18 protein-coding genes and 1 pseudogene are annotated in these 17,132 nt (G+C 42.9%); 3 read left to right on the top strand and 16 right to left on the bottom strand.

Features of this window, described 5'->3' with window-relative positions:
- Positions 1-592 precede the first annotated feature (592 nt).
- Positions 593-3,268, top strand: a complete 2,676-nt coding sequence (locus tag F458_RS0100115; protein ID WP_018981330.1) for a TonB-dependent receptor — start codon at positions 593-595, stop codon at positions 3,266-3,268.
- A gap of 189 nt (positions 3,269-3,457) precedes the next feature.
- Here F458_RS0100115 and F458_RS0100110 read toward each other — a convergent pair whose 3' ends face one another.
- A complete protein-coding gene (locus tag F458_RS0100110) occupies positions 3,458-3,847 on the bottom strand; it encodes a hypothetical protein (RefSeq protein ID WP_018981329.1) in 390 nt (129 codons plus the stop codon).
- A gap of 143 nt (positions 3,848-3,990) precedes the next feature.
- Between F458_RS0100110 and F458_RS18780 the strand changes: the two are divergent.
- Positions 3,991-5,128: pseudogene (locus tag F458_RS18780) on the top strand (IS110 family RNA-guided transposase).
- A 429-nt stretch (positions 5,129-5,557) separates the two neighbouring features.
- Here the strand turns inward: F458_RS18780 and F458_RS0100100 are convergent.
- From F458_RS0100100 to F458_RS18770, 6 genes are all read right to left on the bottom strand, one after another.
- Complete coding sequence (locus F458_RS0100100) at positions 5,558-6,007, bottom strand: hypothetical protein (RefSeq protein WP_018981327.1); 450 nt, start codon at positions 6,005-6,007, stop codon at positions 5,558-5,560.
- Positions 6,008-6,516: 509 nt separating this feature from the next.
- Positions 6,517-6,897, bottom strand: coding sequence for a hypothetical protein (locus tag F458_RS0100090; protein ID WP_018981325.1), 381 nt, complete (start codon positions 6,895-6,897; stop codon positions 6,517-6,519).
- 118 nt (positions 6,898-7,015) lie between these two features.
- Positions 7,016-7,306: a hypothetical protein gene (locus tag F458_RS0100080; protein ID WP_018981323.1), complete on the bottom strand. Its 291-nt coding sequence runs from the start codon at positions 7,304-7,306 to the stop codon at positions 7,016-7,018.
- 134 nt (positions 7,307-7,440) lie between these two features.
- A complete protein-coding gene (locus tag F458_RS0100075) occupies positions 7,441-7,968 on the bottom strand; it encodes a hypothetical protein (RefSeq protein ID WP_232362618.1) in 528 nt (175 codons plus the stop codon).
- Between the two features lie 38 nt (positions 7,969-8,006).
- Positions 8,007-9,239: a hypothetical protein gene (locus tag F458_RS0100070; RefSeq protein WP_018981321.1), complete on the bottom strand. Its 1,233-nt coding sequence runs from the start codon at positions 9,237-9,239 to the stop codon at positions 8,007-8,009.
- Between the two features lie 636 nt (positions 9,240-9,875).
- A complete protein-coding gene (locus F458_RS18770) occupies positions 9,876-10,133 on the bottom strand; it encodes an antibiotic biosynthesis monooxygenase family protein (RefSeq protein WP_018981319.1) in 258 nt (85 codons plus the stop codon).
- Between the two features lie 225 nt (positions 10,134-10,358).
- Between F458_RS18770 and F458_RS0100055 the strand changes: the two genes are divergently transcribed.
- Positions 10,359-11,318 (top strand): IS30 family transposase, encoded by a 960-nt coding sequence (locus F458_RS0100055; RefSeq protein WP_018981318.1) that lies wholly within the window; start codon positions 10,359-10,361, stop codon positions 11,316-11,318.
- A 25-nt stretch (positions 11,319-11,343) separates the two neighbouring features.
- Here the strand turns inward: F458_RS0100055 and F458_RS0100050 are convergent, their stop codons facing one another.
- The 9 genes from F458_RS0100050 to F458_RS0100005 form a co-directional block, all read right to left on the bottom strand.
- A complete protein-coding gene (locus F458_RS0100050; RefSeq protein ID WP_018981317.1) occupies positions 11,344-11,712 on the bottom strand; it encodes a hypothetical protein in 369 nt (122 codons plus the stop codon).
- A 64-nt stretch (positions 11,713-11,776) separates the two neighbouring features.
- Complete coding sequence (locus F458_RS0100045) at positions 11,777-13,261, bottom strand: HNH endonuclease signature motif containing protein (protein WP_018981316.1); 1,485 nt, start codon at positions 13,259-13,261, stop codon at positions 11,777-11,779.
- A 133-nt stretch (positions 13,262-13,394) separates the two neighbouring features.
- Positions 13,395-13,682 carry a hypothetical protein gene (locus F458_RS0100040; RefSeq protein WP_018981315.1) on the bottom strand — a complete coding sequence of 96 codons (288 nt, stop codon included), beginning with the start codon at positions 13,680-13,682 and terminating at the stop codon, positions 13,395-13,397.
- Positions 13,683-13,732: 50 nt separating this feature from the next.
- Positions 13,733-13,996 (bottom strand): hypothetical protein, encoded by a 264-nt coding sequence (locus tag F458_RS0100035; protein WP_018981314.1) that lies wholly within the window; start codon positions 13,994-13,996, stop codon positions 13,733-13,735.
- 146 nt (positions 13,997-14,142) lie between these two features.
- Positions 14,143-14,454 (bottom strand): hypothetical protein, encoded by a 312-nt coding sequence (locus tag F458_RS18765; RefSeq protein ID WP_018981313.1) that lies wholly within the window; start codon positions 14,452-14,454, stop codon positions 14,143-14,145.
- 115 nt (positions 14,455-14,569) lie between these two features.
- Positions 14,570-14,767 (bottom strand): hypothetical protein, encoded by a 198-nt coding sequence (locus F458_RS0100025; protein WP_018981312.1) that lies wholly within the window; start codon positions 14,765-14,767, stop codon positions 14,570-14,572.
- 156 nt (positions 14,768-14,923) lie between these two features.
- On the bottom strand, positions 14,924-15,640 hold the full coding sequence (locus F458_RS0100020; protein ID WP_018981311.1) for a TIGR02391 family protein: 717 nt from the start codon (positions 15,638-15,640) through the stop codon (positions 14,924-14,926).
- A gap of 110 nt (positions 15,641-15,750) precedes the next feature.
- A complete protein-coding gene (locus tag F458_RS0100015) occupies positions 15,751-16,221 on the bottom strand; it encodes a hypothetical protein (protein ID WP_018981310.1) in 471 nt (156 codons plus the stop codon).
- Positions 16,222-16,747: 526 nt separating this feature from the next.
- On the bottom strand, positions 16,748-17,132 hold a 385-nt coding region (locus F458_RS0100005; RefSeq protein WP_018981308.1), incomplete at its 5' end, for a hypothetical protein.

The raw sequence follows: 17,132 nt of genomic DNA, 5'->3' as shown, positions 1-17,132 counted from the left end.
ATTTTATACATCTTCTTAAATGAAAAAGAATCAATTAGAAAAAAACACTATTACATTTTCGCTTTAAAAATTATATTATCATTGCTAATTAAAAATATAGATTTATTCGAAATTGACAAATGGGTTTAATTTAATATTTTGTCATAGACCATGTAATCGAAGTGCTTTTGATTAGTTTTATTAAATGCAATTTGCTACTTATATTTTGTTAGGCTTTATTCTGGATAACGTACAATCACTACTTTGAGGAAGCCTTTCACGAATACTCTACTGAATGTACCAGGCCCCCTGCAGCCAATCTAACCCCAGCCCGCAATTGCTTCTTTTATCGTAAGCAGCAAATCAAAAAATACCTTAATGGTTCTTTCAACAACCGACGTTACGTGTTGATGAAATTTTTGTTAATAGAGTGTTGACCAGATTCTTTCCATATGTCATATAATAATATCTATAGGTCACGAACAACAATGACGTTACCTTTGCTCACTCACATGTGGGGCATCAAAAGCCTGGATGTGCGCATAGATCACTTTAAACAAGCAAAAATGAAGTATGTGGAATGCGCAAAATTACTAATAAATGGAGAAAGAACATGTTTAAACGTGCACACTTAGCTAGTGCTGTTATGTTAGCGCTGACCTCACAGCCCTTATTTGCGCAGGACACAAATGACCAAGAAACAGACGATGACACAATTGAAGTGATCAATGTTCGTGGTGTAAAAAGCAGTTTGAACTCTGCACAAAATATGAAAATGGCGGCATCGAATATTTCCGATCTTATTGTTGCTCAGGATCTCGGCAAACTACCTGACAACAGCGTTGCTGCAGCCCTTCAGCGTGTCACTGGTATCCAGGTTGCCCGTACCAACGGTGAGGTGGCGGAAGTACTGATTCGTGGTCTGCCCGATGTAATAACGACGCTGAATGGCCGTAACGTTTTTACTACCACCGGACGTTCAATTTCTCTGGCCGACATTCCTGCTGATCTGGTTTATTCTGTCGATGTGAAAAAATCTATCAGCGCTGCTGATATTGAAGGTGGTATCGCCGGTAGTATCGACATTCAGTTACGTCGCCCTTTCGACTTTGAAGATGGCTTCTCCGCGGCGGGCGGCCTGCGCTACGCTTACAGCGACGAAGCCGAATCATGGAACCCTATCGGTAGTGTAACAATCAACAATAACTGGGATAACGACAATGGCCGCTTTGGTGCCATGTTGAGTGTGTCTCATCAGGATCGGGATTTTCAGGATCAGGTAAACTTTGTTACCGCGCCTTTCATACTGCCAGACTCTGTGGTGAATAATCCCAATTCAGCCCCGCTTAATATAGCCGATGCACCAGCCATGTCACCCAATGTTATTGGTGGTTACTTTCGTTATGGCGATCGTACACGGGATTCGTTCAATGCATCTTTTCAGTGGGCGCCTGACAATAACAGCTCATACTACCTGGATGTATTTGGCGTAAATTACGAACAAAACAGTCAACTTAACTTCTGGGTGCCGTTACCAGACTGGGGTGGCTGGGGCCAGGGCTACGTCGAGTCATACAAAGACGGTTCTAACGTTGCCCAGTCGGTTGTGCGTCCTGATGCGCCCGGCACAATTACCAGTAATCAGTCGTTTTTAAATGAATCTGACACTTACCAGTTTGCAGTGGGCGGTGAGTGGCACTTCGATACCGTAACATTGAAATCAGATTTAGCTTATACCGATTCTAAAGCCAGTAGTCAGGGTTTCATACTTGATTTAACCTTTTTCGCCGACACCATTATTTATGACTTAGATAAAAATGGCGCAGGCATCTCAGACGTAGAGATTCTCGGGGCCGACGGTCAGCCCTATGATATGACCAATCTTGACCAGTATAATCTCAATACTATCTTCGATAATCGAAGTTATCAGGAAGGCGACGCCATTGATTGGACGCTGGATGCCAATATTGCAATTGATTCATGGATCCACTCGGTAGATGTGGGTATTCGTCTTAACGAACGCACTGCATTTAACCAGGAAGCAGACACCGGTGGCCGGGGCAATAACTCTGGCAATCAACTGCTGCTTTCAGACTTCCCCGGGCTAGAGGATTATTCACCTTCCGGTTATATGAGTGACGTAACCGACCTAAATAACACACAGTGGCTAACGCCCAATGCTAATTACCTGCTGAACAACCGTGCCGATATTCGCGAGGCGATGGGATACTCTCGCGCTGAGCCCGAATTTTTACCCGCACGTTACTACGATAACACCGAGAAAAATTACGCTGCCTATGCTCAGGCAAACTTTTCCCATGAATTTGGCGATATGATTCTTGATGGTCAGGCAGGACTGCGTTATGTGCGACTGGAATCTGAACTAAACGGTAACAACATTACTGATGGCGTGCCTGAACCGATTACTGTAGACACTTCAACAAATCAGCTACTGCCTGCCGTGAATATGCGTCTGCAGGTTACTGATGAAGTATTTCTTCGTGCTGCATACGGTAAAACCATTAACCGTCCGGGTTTTGCTGCGCTAAACCCAAGTGCAAGCTATTTTCTACCGTCAGAGACAGGCGGCAATCTTGGTTACGGAGATGGTGGTAATCCCCAGCTGGAATCCGTTGAATCGGTAAACTACGACGTCGCTGCAGAATGGTACTTTGACGAAGCCAGCTCATTGACAGGCACCGTATTTTATCGCGATATAGATGGCTACGTGAAATATCGTGGTTTCATTGAAACGGTAAATGGACAAGACTTTAATATAACGCGTCCTGTTAATAGCGGGGCGGGTTCTTTAGAAGGTGTTGAACTGGCGTACACGCAGTTTTTTGAAAGCCTGCCCGGATTTTTAGATGGGTTAGGTGTTCAGCTAAACGCGACATTTATGGATCACGAAGCTGAAAATGCCGAGGGAGTAATGGAGCCATTACCTTCGGTGTCTGATGAGTCTTACAATGCGATTCTAATTTACGAACGTGACGGCTTTAATATGCGCTTAGCTTATAACTGGCGCAGCGAATGGTACGGCAGCTTTGATGAAGCCGGAGACCAGCCTGGCAGCTCAGTAGTTCATGAGCCAATTAGCTCTCTGGACTTCTCGGTTAACTATGATGTGAATAAACACCTGACAGTGACTTTTGATGGCACCAATCTGGCTGATGACGTAGCTAATGACTACTTTGGCGGAGGCTCTGCTGACGATGCACGTTTATATCCAAGAGATACCTATATTCGCGACCGCACCTTCTCTTTAGGTGTTCGTTACAGAATGTAGATACAAAAGTAATATTGTTCATAACAAACCCCGCTCTGGCGGGGTTTTTGCGTTTAGTTATATGTGTCCACAAGTAAAATAAATTCTTATCTTAGCCAAAAACCAAATATGCAGGTCGTAATAACGAAGCGCCCTGCGTATTTGCATCCCAGAGTGCGCGTAGCGCAGAAAGTCTACGTTTTTTTGTCCCTAGCGAGCGCAGCGAATGTTACTCCGTTTGTTATGCGTATCCTTTGCAATCGAAAAACCTAGTGACAAAGAGCCGAAAACCACAAGTAAATGTGTCCAATAAACTGAAGAGGTAAACGGATACATTAAAATGACTTGGCTTATTGCGAGAGGGATAAACAAGCTCTTAAGCAAAGACCCTGAGAAAAACTTGGTATGAATAAATGCTAGGACGATTGCCAAAATACCAAACCCAAGAAACTGAATAACAAAAACGTCCCACAACCACATTATATTTGCAAAGGATTTAGGCATAACAAATGCTGCTGTGAACCCTGTGAAGGATGAACCAACTTTGGCTAACATTAGGCCAGCAATACAGGCCGTAACAATTGAAATTCCACTTTTCATTTCTCGAAGTCTCCTTGACGCATAGACACAATGACTCCCTGTGAAATGCTAGCCTCCGCATTTTCGTGGGTTAGCTGAAAGCCACCGGGTGCCGGCCAGAGCCATAATTAGTTTGCTTAAGACTAAATCATTTGGAGGCTAGCATGAATAAACATAGCATGATTTTTATCGGGTTGGATACGCACAAGGAATTCCATGAAGTCGCGTATTGCGAAGAGCAACGCGGTGCAACGGCTGTTCATTATGGCCGTATCCCGTCCTCGAAAATCAGCCTGAAAAAGCTGATCCGCCAGTTTGAATCGAAATACCCAGGCGCCACCCTTCACTTTGTTTATGAAGCTGGCCCCTGTGGCTACTGGATTTACCGACTTATCACCAGCCTAGGCCACTGTTGTTATGTCGTCGCCCCCTCGCTTATTCCTAAGAAACCGGGCGAGCGAATTAAAACAGACCGGCGTGATTCACTGAAGCTGGTTCGGTTACTGAAATCTGAAGACCTGACACCTATCTACGTGCCAGAACCGGCAGATGAGGCGGTGCGCGACCTATCCCGCGCACGTGAAACCGCCATGAAGGATTTAAAAGAGGCCAAATACCAGCTCAAGGCATTGCTGTTGCGCAACAACATTCGCTATGAAGGAACGCATTTACGCTGGCTCACTGAACTCATATTGCCTCATCCTGCCCAGCACATTGTTTTGCAGGAACAGCTTCAAACTATCAACGAACGCACTCGACGGCTAGAACGGCTGGATAATGAACTGACACATCATGTGCACCAGTGGCGTTATTATCCGGTGGTTAAAGCCATTCAGACCATGCGAGGTGTCAGGTTGTTGGTGGCGGTAGGGGTTGTCGCAGAGCTCGGTGATTTACAACGCTTCGACCATCCCAGAAAGCTCATGGCCTACTTAGGTTTAGTACCCAGTGAGCATTCATCAGGCGGAAAGCGTCACTTAGGGGCCATTACCAAATGTGGTAATGGCCGGGCTCGGCGGCTACTGATTGAAGGTGCGCACAGTTACCGTTACCCGGCGAACGTCTCAACTGAATTGCAATTGCGCCAGGAAGGCTTACCCAAAGATATCGTTGATATTGCCTGGTAAGCACAGCTTCGCCTGTGCAAACGCTACCAGCGAATAAGCAAAAAAAGGTAAACACTACAACCTGATAATCACAGCGATTGCCAGAGAAATGGCAGCCTACACCTGGGCTATCGCAAAGGAAGTGGTACTCACACCGGTTAACCCGATACTAAGGCTGAGCAGAGTACCCGCATGATAAACGAGTTTGAGCTAACGCAGTCGGATCAGGCCGCGGAATGTGGCACAACCTACGAGGGCGTTATGATGGCAATCACTTAACCGTGATTGATCCACGAGCATAGACTGATGAGAATGGCTGAGCGGTCCCCGGGACACGGCGGAGTGAGTAAGGTAGGCGCTGTTCACTGAAAGGTGAATAATCCACGGATACCAGCATGACAACCGACGACATTACTGCCTCATCCGGTGCGTAAGCTCATTTTAACTGGGCGTTGAAAGAACTAATTATGGACCGAAATAATGTCAGGGAGATACTCGGTTATTATTGACAAAGGGAGTCATACCAACTTTCCAATAACGGGCGCAGACATGTGGGGCATAATGGCGAAGCCGCCCCGCGTGTATGCGTCCCAGCCAGCGCAGCAGGCGAGCTTAATTTTTTTTGTTAGGCATGTTCGTCCACAACCTTCAGTTGCGATATGTCCATTACCCTTACATGTGTTTGGTAGTAGTATTTGCCAGTAGGTTTGCCGTCTGATAAAAATGCAATCTTAACCCGCTGAGCCTTACCATTAACTACTACTGCTTTATTTAAAAAATATTCCTGCGGCGGCATTCCATATTTAGCTGATAATTGTGCAATTACGTTTGGGTGTAAAGCGACGGTTACTGCTCTCTGATCACGATAGTCTTTTTCAGTATTTAAATAGACATATTGCCCTTGGCTACCAGTTGCGACTATTTGAAGAGTGTATTGACCTGGAACACCTTTGGGCGCTGAATCTGCAGCGGCCTTTATTATTCCCATCGGATCTGAGAATGTAGATGTAGTATGCGAGGTTGTGGAAGTGCAACCAGCGAGTAAAAAGATAAACGCTAAAACAACTTTTTTCATAATTTATTTCCTTATAAATGCCTAACTTTAAGCTAACGGGTTCAAATGTGGCGGCATAATAGCGAAGCGCCGCTGCGTTTGTGTCCCAGTGACCGTAGGGAACGAGTTTAGCGTTTTGTTATGTTTTTGGGACGTTTTCATTTTGGTTGGCCAACAAGCTTTTTATAATGAGGAAAACTGCATAGCCCAGCCAAGACGTTATGAAGACTAGAATTACCCACCCGAATTTTTCCGCACCATTGGCTTTTTTTGAAAGCATAGTAAGAAGAATTGGCAGTCCATAAAGAAAGAGTAAAATGAAGAATAGTGAAAATATACTAACACCCATGTTTAACATTGCTCCTTAAATGTCATTGTTTGTTCAATTTACCGGAATTTTGTATTTACGCAAAACATAACTTCCAAATATGGGGCGCAGGCGCGTGCGCGATAATGGCGAAGCCGCGCACGTGTTTGCGTCCCAGCGAGCGACAGCGAGTGCCATTATTTGCTTGTTATGTGCCTGCTTACTAAAGCACGTGTACGTCATTAATAGTTGCCGCATATTTACTGCCGCCGCTTTGTGAAAATTCAAACTCAACGGTTAAGTCTGTGATTTCACCATTTGCTGGTAGGTAGAAACCGAATATAAACGAACCGTCATTGGATTCTAGGCATTCTGGGTAACAATTAGCAATTTCTTCGTTTTGAAAAGAAACGGGCTCATTATTGTCAAAGTAGTCTTGAACAGCCGTTTTTAGTTCATGCTCTGTCCAAAGAATGCCATAGTTATTTGGTTTATCCAGCATCTTTCTAGCTGCGCTGAATTCGCTTACAGAGAGCAAGCGTAACCACTCTTGGCAATATTGCTTTAATGCGGCTGTTTTATCTTCCGTGACAATAGAAAGCATTAATTACCTCTTGGCACATAACTTTTAAATAAGGGGCGCAGACACGTAGGGCATAATGGCGAAGCCGCCCTGCGTGTTTGCGTCCCAGCCCGTGAAGCGGGCGAACTTGATTTTTTTGTTATGTGCCATCGCTTGATACTTCCACGAAAAAACCACTAACCTTTTGGCCTTTAACTTTTGCGCACCACCGTTTATAAAAAGGATACGCTACTAAGGCCATCATAACGCCATTAACAACCGAAACTGCCGGTGTTGCTATCACTGAAATTAAATCGACTATGGTCGGCTCTCCGAAAAGCGCCATAATAAAAATGAGAACTCCAAATACTAACCCACCTATAAAGTTTATAGTTGCAGATATTTTGATAAGTGATTTTAAGCTGAGTTGAGTATGAAAAATTCTAGTCATAGGTTTCTTATTCTAAGTGGCACATAACTTTTAAATAACGGGCGCATGCACGTGGGGCAAAATGGCGAAGCCGCCCCGCGTGTATGCGTCCCAGCGAACGCAGTGAGTGAGTTTATTGAGTTGTTATACCGCTCTTAAAACGTCCATAAGTATCCTGCTTGAAATAGCAGTTGCGGGCTTGAATAATCTCCTGAACCAACAGAAATGCCGGGCTCAATAAAAAAACCGCCCCATGAGAATGTTGCAGATGCACCCACGTACGTCCATTCGTCAACAAAATCATTAGAGTCTTCTAAGCGAGAATAGCCTGCTAGTACTTGTGCGCTTGAAAAAGCGCCCCCCCGTTCAATAAACCTGTAACCGATTTCGATACCACTGTATGCGTCACCCCAATAACCGGCAGCCACCTGTATAGGAACGTCAGCGACTTCACCTTTGTAAACAATATTGGCTACGGCAGGAGTGCCAATAGATAATCCTAATTGGTCATCGGCAAGTGCTGAGGTAGATAAAAGTGAGATTGATAAAGCAAACAAGCATTTTTTCATACTAATTCCTTTTATTTGATTAATTCCAATTTGTGTAAATAAAATGAGGTATAACGCCCTGTTAACAGGCAAAATATAGTTGGCTAAAATTAGCGACAAAGGAGCAAGAGCCAACTGTATTTTGTCCTTGTTTAACAGCTTGTTAGCTAACTTTAATTCTGAACCTTGATTTTACTAATCTGATTACCATTACTATCAGTCGTTACAATAATATTATCACCTTGAGATAAAAAGACTGATTTGTGGTCGCTTTTAGATAAAATTAGCACTCTGTCCAAGGGGACTTCATTTTTATTATTAAATTTAAAAACGTCAACCATGCAAGGGTACCTGTTTTTACAATCATTTGTACTGACGTTGTAATTAACTCGGTCTAAAGAAGCCCACTTTGGGCGTCCATTAAGGTAATTTGTTCTTGGCCAAAAAATTGAGATATCCCATTTACTTGAATCAGAACTCCAAACCTCGCTCCCTTTTACAAAAACAAATGGTTCTTGTAATACTACTTCTTTAACCGCTTTTGTGTATGTTGGGTGCTCAAATTCTGTATTACTTCGCTCTATCCGTGTTGTTTGGTCTATAGTCAGAGTTTCTAAGTTGGTAAACCTCTTAAGTTTACTCGCTAACCATTCCTCTTCATTTATATGGGAATAACCAACATGAATGATGATTTTTGCATTAGGTTCTTTATCAAATACTTTTTCTTTGATAGTTAATGCTGAGTTAGTTTCCCGTTCATCGATAGTATCGAGTTTACTAGGTTTATGTAAATCATAAGATATTATTTCAAAGCCAATTTCTTTTGCTTTAAGTACTAGATTTGCATAGGTACTTTCACGGGTGTAATATCCAATATCGTTAGTAACATATCCTTTATTAACTTGTGATGAAGCTGAACTATTTAAAGATTCAGCCGCAAAATAACGATATCCTTGCTTCCATAGCCCCGAAAGCATACGGTACGTTAGCACCCTATGTTGTGCAATATCGTGAGCTTCGTTGAACATTACAATTTGATGTAGTTGCGAGCGTTTTAGTATTTCACTTTCCGCACTTTTTACTTTGTAGTTAGTTAAATCTTCAAGGGCTAAAGTTTCACTTTCAGCACTAGTATCTTTAGCAATAAGCACTTTTTTATGTAAGCCAGCAAACGAATATTGAACACCAAGATCTTGCATAATAATATCTAAAGCTACAGGGCTTTCAGTATACTCTTTTGCAAAATTTTCAATGATTGGAAGTTTCTCAACTAAGCTTTTACCTTTCGTTTGTTCTTGAACCTGATTTCCAATTTTTATTGCTTCTAAAAGAAACTGTTCGTGATCATGCTCTGAAGAGAAGGCAGAATTAGAAGCAAGTAGACAAAGTAGTATTATTTTCTTCAAGTTAAGTCCTTTTATATGAAATGTAATGCTGAGCGTTATGATAAGTTAGCTAACGCTAAGCTTTGGGGCGCTAGCACGTGGGCTAAAATCCGAACGAAGTGAGTCAGCCCACGTGTTAGCGTCCCAGCGACCGAAGGGAGTGCCAACAGCGTTTTGTTAGGCGTACAAAGGAACGTACGCAGCGTTGCTGCCACCACTAGCCGACAAGGCCACTTATTTAAATTGTTGAAATTAAGATAAAACAACCCTGTGCGAAATGCCAGATGTTAACGACATTGCTGGATAAAAGAGCGAGTTTAGAAAGCTGGTGATGTTGAATGTTGGCGTTGCGATGTTGATGAAAAGCGCGTTGCTAATGCCGTTGAAACAACCGAGAAAGCTAGCCGCGAACACGACCTAGCGAAACAACCTTGATGCTGGAATGTCACAACTGAACCAACATTTTAATGCTGTAAGTAAATGACGCCTAACTTTTAAATATGGGGCACAAACAGGCAGGCTACAATGGCGAAGCCGCCCTGCGTGTTTGCGTCCCAGCCCGCGCAGCGGGCGAGCTTAATTTTTTTGTTATACATCAAAGCGTCTACGGTGTAAGTAATCGATCTCCACCTCCATTTCATGGATCGTTCTGGTGGATTATAAATTAAGACTTTCATGCATCAACTGTCGTTGTTTTTCGTAATTTTCACTCATTTTTATATTTGATGCTTTACGGTACGTTTCTTCGTTAGGCCACTGTGCATAGGCAATGAAAGCACCATTTTTGTCGCGATGTAGTCGTGAACCCAGGCTACCTTTGAAAAGGTAAATGCCCTGTGTGACTTTTGGCCAAGCGGCTAGAAATTGGTCTTTACAGCCATCCTTGACTACAAATTCAAACATTACGATAAACATAAAGTGTCCTCCTTGATGTATAACTTTTAAATATGGGGCGCGAAGGCGTGGGCTACAATCGCGCTACGCGCGAGCCCACGTTTTTGCGTCCCAGTGCGCCCTGCGCACGACATAATTTTTTTGTTATGAGTCCCGAATTCATATAGTAACTGCAACCTACCCAAAAATTAAAACGGTGAGCTATCGTTACTTCTCCATTTTCTTTCCGGCAAGAAGGTAAATGATATGAAGTACAAACAGCTCACCGAGAATGAAAGGTATATGTTGTCTGCGCTTAGAAAGCAAGGGTTGTCTGTTCCTCAGATTGCTACGGCATTAGGCAGACATCGCACCACAATCTGGCGCGAAGTAAAGCGTAATTCATGCTGGGGCATCGATGGTGCGTACAGACCACCGATAGCGCAGCGCCGCACACGCGTGCGACGGCGTAAAAGCCGCAGTGGCATAAAGTTAACGGAGTCTGACTTCATTCTGGTCCGAGTATTACTCGGCTATGAATGGAGTCCTGAGCAGATATCAGGTTTCCTGAAACGACATTGTCACAAGTGCGTCAGTCATGAGAGTATTTATCAATACATCTGGCGGGATAAAGCCGCAGGTGGTGATTTGTGGCAATGCCTGAGACAGTCCTTAAAGCGCCGTCGAAAGCGTTACAACGCCTATGATAGCCGTGGTCGCTTGGCAGATAAACGCCATATCTCTGAACGTCCTAAATCGGTTGAGGACAGGCAAGAAGTTGGGCACTGGGAAATTGATACAGTCATCGGCCACGGTAGCAAAGACTGTATTGTCACGTTGGTTGAGCGGGCTACGGGTTATTTGCTGATAGGGAAATTGCCCGATAGAACCACCACTTCACTTAATAAAGCTACAATTCGCTTAATCAGAAACAGTCCGCTGCCAATAAAAACAATTACCGCCGATAACGGCACTGAATTCCACCAATACAAAGAAATTGAAAAGCGAACCAAGTCACTATTTTATTTCGCGACTCCCCACCATTCCTGGGAACGAGGTAGTAATGAAAATGCGAACGGGCTAATTAGGCAATATTTACCGAAGCGAACATCTATGACAGATGTCACTCAGCAGCAATGTGAGGCCATTGAGCGACGTCTGAATAGTCGTCCGCGCAAACGATATGGATTCAAAACACCATGGGAATTGAAGAATGAATATTTATGAGCGATGTTGCACTTGGGAGTTGATACTAAGAGTCATGCCCGCAAACAACTTCATCGTTAAAGACATTAATTAAGATCCGTTCATTTACCGCATTCTGAGTAACGTACATGCAGTTACCACTTAGTTCGCTTCCGTCAGGGAAAGTAAATTGATACGCAATTTCTCCGTCTGTTTGGTCTAGCGAGTAATGAATAGTATTGCTTTGAGCATTTTCCATTGAACCAAAATCCAAGTTTGACTTAGGTAGTTTGGTAACAGCATGTGTAAGTAAACTGCCTGAATTATTCACGATTTTGACACTAGGTAATACCCAAAAAACTACTTCTCGAACAGCTAATAGGCAAATCAACAGTATGAGAACAATTTTAATTATTTTCTCCAGACTATCCTTCATGACACATAACGCCTGCGTAACAGGCGCGAGCTTGCGAGCGTCCTTGTTGACGTACTTGTTATGTTCATATTGACCTCGAACGTCTCTGCTCGACTCTGAATTTGCAATCTTCAAGATAACTACCAATTGCTAAACAGCTGACGTCAATGTTTAAAAGTTCGTTTCGTTCGTAGATGGATTTAACGATGCAAATCACAGTTGAGACTGAGTGTCCTGACAAACTATCCGAATAAGCTGATGAGCTAGTGGCCTCATAAGGGTCGAAAGTGAAATCAATTTTAATTCCTCTTTTTTGGTAGTGAGCCCTTCTGAGCTGTCCTCCGCCGTACTCTCGAGTATTTGATTTCTTGTAATAGAACCCCGCCTGAAGAGCAATAAAGCTACCAGGCCGCAACAATGAGATGATATGGGATCGATTAAATTTATCAGTAATATCTACGATGGGCAGGCCCGCTAACACAGCCTCAAATACTTCTTTCATATAGAATGCTGTTATAAACCCATTACCATCTCGGTACATATAGGATTCACGAGCATTCATTTTCTGAATAGCATCGATATTCATTATCCCAAGTGAGTCGACATAGCCAGCATCATTTAACTTAGAAAATGTTTTAAAATCGGTTGGATCAATATCCATAGTAAGAAAAAGCTCATAGACTCGCGCATGGTTGAAGTAATCCCATCTCGCAAAATCCCGTGAAACTAATCCCAATATGGCCTCGGCGTCTGATGTTTTGTTCTCTTTTAGCCATGTGGATTTAAATTCGACGAGCTGCTTTTTGTTTAAAGCAATGCTTAATTCCTTTTTTGTATGAGCCTGATCATGATGCTCTAAGCAGAGGACGACTAAATTAGACTCATCGTGGCTTTTGCTTTTGCTCCATTCTTCTATGTGGTGAATTATTATTGGCTTTGAAGGATCTCGACATACACAACAAGTGCGCTTGGACTCATATAGGAGTTTGATGTATGTATCTTCAGGGATAGGAGGGCGTGCCCCATCATTGACTGCCTCGATTTGAGCATCATGCAATCCTAGCTTGGAAAGCTCTGATACCTTCATCATTTTAAGGCTAGAAAGAGTATGGCCCTCCCTTATTAAGCGCTCTGTTAACTCACTATCAATACCCCTTCTAAGCAAGGCATTCCTTGTGTTTCCGCTACTTTTAGCTTTTTTTGTGGCCATGATTCCTACAGGCTTTCCATTCTCAATAACAGTGTTGACAAAAAGTGGAGCTTCGGGAGCTTTATGCTCCTGCATTGCTTCCTCAAACATCGAAATATCATTCATGCTTAGCATTTGAATGACAGAGGAAACCCTGATGCAACCTTCCGTTTGACTTCCATCAGGGAAAGCAGATATGAATCGTTTAGGCACCTCGTACAAAATGGCATTGCTGTAGTCGTGGGGCACCTGACTTTTCAAATATTCATACTTTTCTTGATCTGTTCCACCTATTCTGTGAGGTTTGACACCGTATTTTGTCATTAGCCCCAAGTCCGAGTCATCGGTGTAAAGGAATAAGTTGAAGATCTTTTCTTCCATCAGATCAAAGAGCCTTGAAGAACATAACTTCCAAATATGGGGCGCAGACATGCAGGCGATAATGGCGAAGCCGCCTGCGTGTTTGCGTCCCAGCGAGCGGCAGCGAGTGACATAATTTGTTTGTTATGTGACGCTACCAAGAAAAGTGAGCCAACGCTTCTTTGTACGAAGCCAAGGCTCTATAAACTGCATATTTTAACCGTACCTTTTTAATGAACACCTGATAAAGAAAAACAGGTCCCAACCAAAATAGAACTAAGAAAGCTTGGATGAACAATAAAACGAAAACAAATTCGTTGTACAGCCCATCAGCAAGGAATAAAAATAAGACAAAAGCATTTAAGATGACAAATGCCCAGATAGCCCACCTGGCATCTTTTACAAGCTGTCTTAAATCCTCTTCAACGTTTACATTTTGCATGAGCTTCAAGTCACATAACGCCCTAATTTGGCGGCACAAACATTTGATTGTTATGCATAGCCAAACTCTAAAAGAGCCATAAATGCTAACAGAGAACCAACACTACCGACCAAGTAAATCCTGGCTTGGTTGTAGCTGTGAGGGTTCTCTGTTTTGTTTAACATTTTGGCCAAACCTGATACAAACATTTGCCCGCTGGCAGTAGATATTTTCCTTTCTAAAACAACCATACCCAAATTGATACCAAAAAACATAAACAAAATTAAAACAATAAGCGTTGAGATAACCGTTGCTGTACTTTCAATATTTACCAAGCCGAGTCCTTTCTATGCATAACTTCCAAATATGGGGCGCGGACACGTGTGCAATAATGGCGAAGCCGCGCACGTGTTTGCGTCCCAGCGAGCGGCAGCGAGTGCCATAATTTGTTTGTTATAAGCCATTGTTAAAACTGCCTTGCTTAGTCTTTTTTATAGTTTAACCACATTGCAACGGAAAGAACAAAACCACCGATTAATATTAGAATGGCCCTGTTTGTTTGAGTTGGCTGAAGTACGGGTGCGAGTGTGTTGAGCCATAATGGGAAAAAGAAGGCAAACGGAATAACCACGCCGATAAATACAGCAAAAAAGAGATAGCAAATTGCGTTGTTAGTTAACCCTGCTGGTCTTGGCCAACCGAAGCGAAGGTTTAACATTTTGTGACCTTTAACTAGCAAGTTTATGGCAACCAAATAGACAGCAGCGCCAATTGTAAAAATGATTATTTCCATGGGCTTACACTGGCTTATAACACCCACATAAGGGGCAGTAATACGTGGGCTAAAATAGGAGCGAAGCGACAGAGCCCACGTGTTACTGTCCCAGCGAAGCACCTTAATGTGATTGTTATATGGCACTTTCTGCCTCGTGGTCAATTAAAAGCGTATATGAGGTGGTAACGCCGAAAAAGTTACAGTTAGATTGAACGGATATTACATTCCAGCCATTACTTTCAATTTCTGCAATTTGTCGATTTAAAAGATCTAAATCTGGCTCTGTATAAAACCAATTTTTCGTCTTTGAAAAATGCACTATTTTTCGCATTTAACTCTCCTTGTTTACCCTTTAGTACATCATTGTATATCGGGCTGTCCTCGTGACATATAACTTTAAGCTTTGGGGCGCAGACGCGGGGCTATAATCGCGAAGCGGCCCCGTGTATGCGTCCCAGCGAAAGAAGTGAGAGACAAAAGCGCCTTGTTATGCATTTGCTACATCTGCTTCTTCTATTCTGCGTGCAAGCAAGCTTGCAAATACGAGATACTGCGCCGCTTTTACTTCGGTAAGATCATGCGTAAGACTATGTGCTTTAGGGTTACGTATGCCTTGATAAGCTCCTTTGTATATTTGCATAAAGCCTTTCTGGTCATTTTGCCCCGAATCAGTATTAAGCTCGGATAGTATTAACTGTGGGTCATTAGGAGAAAGTACTTGACCAATGAGTCGATCTCCATCTTCCTCTGAACCAGTGCGAGTCCTTATAAAATCATAAACAGCGGTTACAGAATTTAATACCGCCTCTCGAAGGTGACCATTGCGATATAATTGGTATGCGTGTTCTACGATAATTGGGTGTAACAGAGTTTCGAAGCCTATTTCGGCTTCTTGTTTTTCTTCGCCGACAGAGTTTAGGAGATGTGCCTCTGCGCGCTTTTCAAGCTCTGGCAAATCATGATTTATTATGTCTGAATAGTCACAGTCCATGCCAAAATGAATATGTCTACCCAGGTTTCCCAGGTTTTCATCTGGAAATTTTTGTCTCCATAAATCCCAAAGCTGTTCGTAGTCAGCTGACATGTACCCGTTAATTGCAGCCGAGGCTTCTTTTCCACCTTGCTCATATAGAGGAAGAGCATCCCGTGCTTTTTGCTCGATTGCTCGCATTGTATTTTTTACGGATAAAAACCAGTGAATCATTTAGTCCCTTTTTTATGCATAACGCCCCAAGCAGGGGCAATAACACGTAGGCTATAATACGGAACGAAGTGACGGGAGCCTACGTGTTAGTGTCCCGCTGACTTGGTTTGTTAGGTGCGTTCTTTAAACACGGCAATCACTAACACTAATGTAGACAATAGCCAAATATATGCTCCAATTTGAATTGACACTTCAACTATAGCCATCGCTTGGCCTATGGAAGCCAGAGGCTTTAAAAAGAAAGTAATTGCACAAATTAGGGCAAGCATAGCCACAATTTTAACATGTCGCTGCTTATATAAATGTAGTGCGAAGCTAGTTAGAAAGAATAAATTGGCAAGCCATGGTAGCGCTAAAACCATTACCGACAACGCAGACTTCACTTCAAGTAATAAAGTCAGTTGAAGCGCGCCTAGCAGATACATAACGCTTTGCACCACTCCAAAAGATAAAACTAAATAACCACCGTAACTTTCCCCGTTACCGCTAAACGCCGGAAGTAGCAGCGATAATACGTAAAGAAATAATGCTAGAAGGCTAAGAGAGTAACGCTTCAGTGAGTCCAAATTGAATCCATTCATTAGAGCACCTAACTTTTAAATATGGGGCGCAAACAGGCAGGCGATAATGGCGAAGCCGCCTGCGTGTTTGTGTCCCAGCCCGCCTGCGGGCGACATAATTTTTTTGTTAGGTGCTATGGAGCAAAAACAACGAAAGCAGACCTAAGTAAAATAATAAATACACCATAGCCGAGAAGTGAAATAGAACGTCTACGGCGTTTTGGCAGGAGCTCTTTTACAACAACGGAATCGTCTTTTTTTAAAGACGCTCCCCATATAAGAAACCAATATACACTGAGCGCATAAGAACTAGAACCGATTTGAACGGTGGCATTATGTCGAGGCCAGAACCAAAAGTGCTTAGAGTAAGCAACATTGTCGCCCACCTTAACTTCAAACTTTGTAGTGAAGCGGTCGTACGATACGCAAACCTTATTATCAGCTACGATGTGTCGATGTTTATGAAATCTTTCGAAGCTCATATCCCTGAAGCACCTAACATTTAAATGAAGCGGACCCTAAGAACCGCTTATTAATTTATGTGCGTTCACGCCATTACTCCGTTTAGCAGCATGCCTGGCATAAAAAAGCTAAAGGCAAAAATACCAGAACCAGTGAGAGCCAACGCAAGACAGCAAAATGTAGCCTGTAACGCGAAAACGCTAGGTTTAGCTGAGTTGCTATGTCTGAGAGAAATCACAGCGACACTTGCAGTGTTTTTGATGTGGGCATAGAAACGATTTAGCCAAGTCATAATTGGCTGAAAAGCTACAAGTAGAAAAGCGAATGCTACCTCTATACCACCAAACTGAACCAGTAGTGCGATTTCAGGAGCAAACGCGGCAACTAGGACTATGCTGATGCCTATTGCAGCTTTCTGAATAAATGTGAAATCTTCCCAATTTTTCATATAAATCCTTTTAGCACATAAC

The sequence above is a fragment of the Salinimonas chungwhensis DSM 16280 genome (assembly GCF_000378185.1).
In the GTDB taxonomy this organism is placed as follows: domain Bacteria; phylum Pseudomonadota; class Gammaproteobacteria; order Enterobacterales; family Alteromonadaceae; genus Alteromonas; species Alteromonas chungwhensis.
The sequence above is the reverse complement of the archived record's forward strand: the minus strand, read 5'-3'. Positions and strand labels throughout refer to the sequence as shown.

What these genes read in the sequence shown, in the direction of transcription:
- F458_RS0100115 (WP_018981330.1), top strand. Translation starts at nt 593, where the DNA reads ATGTTTAAACGTGCACACTTAGCTAGTGCTGTTATGTTAGCGCTGACC.
- F458_RS0100110 (WP_018981329.1), bottom strand. Translation starts at nt 3,847, where the DNA reads ATGAAAAGTGGAATTTCAATTGTTACGGCCTGTATTGCTGGCCTAATG.
- F458_RS0100100 (WP_018981327.1), bottom strand. Translation starts at nt 6,007, where the DNA reads ATGAAAAAAGTTGTTTTAGCGTTTATCTTTTTACTCGCTGGTTGCACT.
- F458_RS0100090 (WP_018981325.1), bottom strand. Translation starts at nt 6,897, where the DNA reads ATGCTTTCTATTGTCACGGAAGATAAAACAGCCGCATTAAAGCAATAT.
- F458_RS0100080 (WP_018981323.1), bottom strand. Translation starts at nt 7,306, where the DNA reads ATGACTAGAATTTTTCATACTCAACTCAGCTTAAAATCACTTATCAAA.
- F458_RS18770 (WP_018981319.1), bottom strand. Translation starts at nt 10,133, where the DNA reads ATGTTTATCGTAATGTTTGAATTTGTAGTCAAGGATGGCTGTAAAGAC.
- F458_RS0100055 (WP_018981318.1), top strand. Translation starts at nt 10,359, where the DNA reads ATGAAGTACAAACAGCTCACCGAGAATGAAAGGTATATGTTGTCTGCG.
- F458_RS0100050 (WP_018981317.1), bottom strand. Translation starts at nt 11,712, where the DNA reads ATGAAGGATAGTCTGGAGAAAATAATTAAAATTGTTCTCATACTGTTG.
- F458_RS0100045 (WP_018981316.1), bottom strand. Translation starts at nt 13,261, where the DNA reads ATGGAAGAAAAGATCTTCAACTTATTCCTTTACACCGATGACTCGGAC.
- F458_RS0100040 (WP_018981315.1), bottom strand. Translation starts at nt 13,682, where the DNA reads ATGCAAAATGTAAACGTTGAAGAGGATTTAAGACAGCTTGTAAAAGAT.
- F458_RS18765 (WP_018981313.1), bottom strand. Translation starts at nt 14,454, where the DNA reads ATGGAAATAATCATTTTTACAATTGGCGCTGCTGTCTATTTGGTTGCC.
- F458_RS0100025 (WP_018981312.1), bottom strand. Translation starts at nt 14,767, where the DNA reads ATGCGAAAAATAGTGCATTTTTCAAAGACGAAAAATTGGTTTTATACA.
- F458_RS0100020 (WP_018981311.1), bottom strand. Translation starts at nt 15,640, where the DNA reads ATGATTCACTGGTTTTTATCCGTAAAAAATACAATGCGAGCAATCGAG.
- F458_RS0100015 (WP_018981310.1), bottom strand. Translation starts at nt 16,221, where the DNA reads ATGAATGGATTCAATTTGGACTCACTGAAGCGTTACTCTCTTAGCCTT.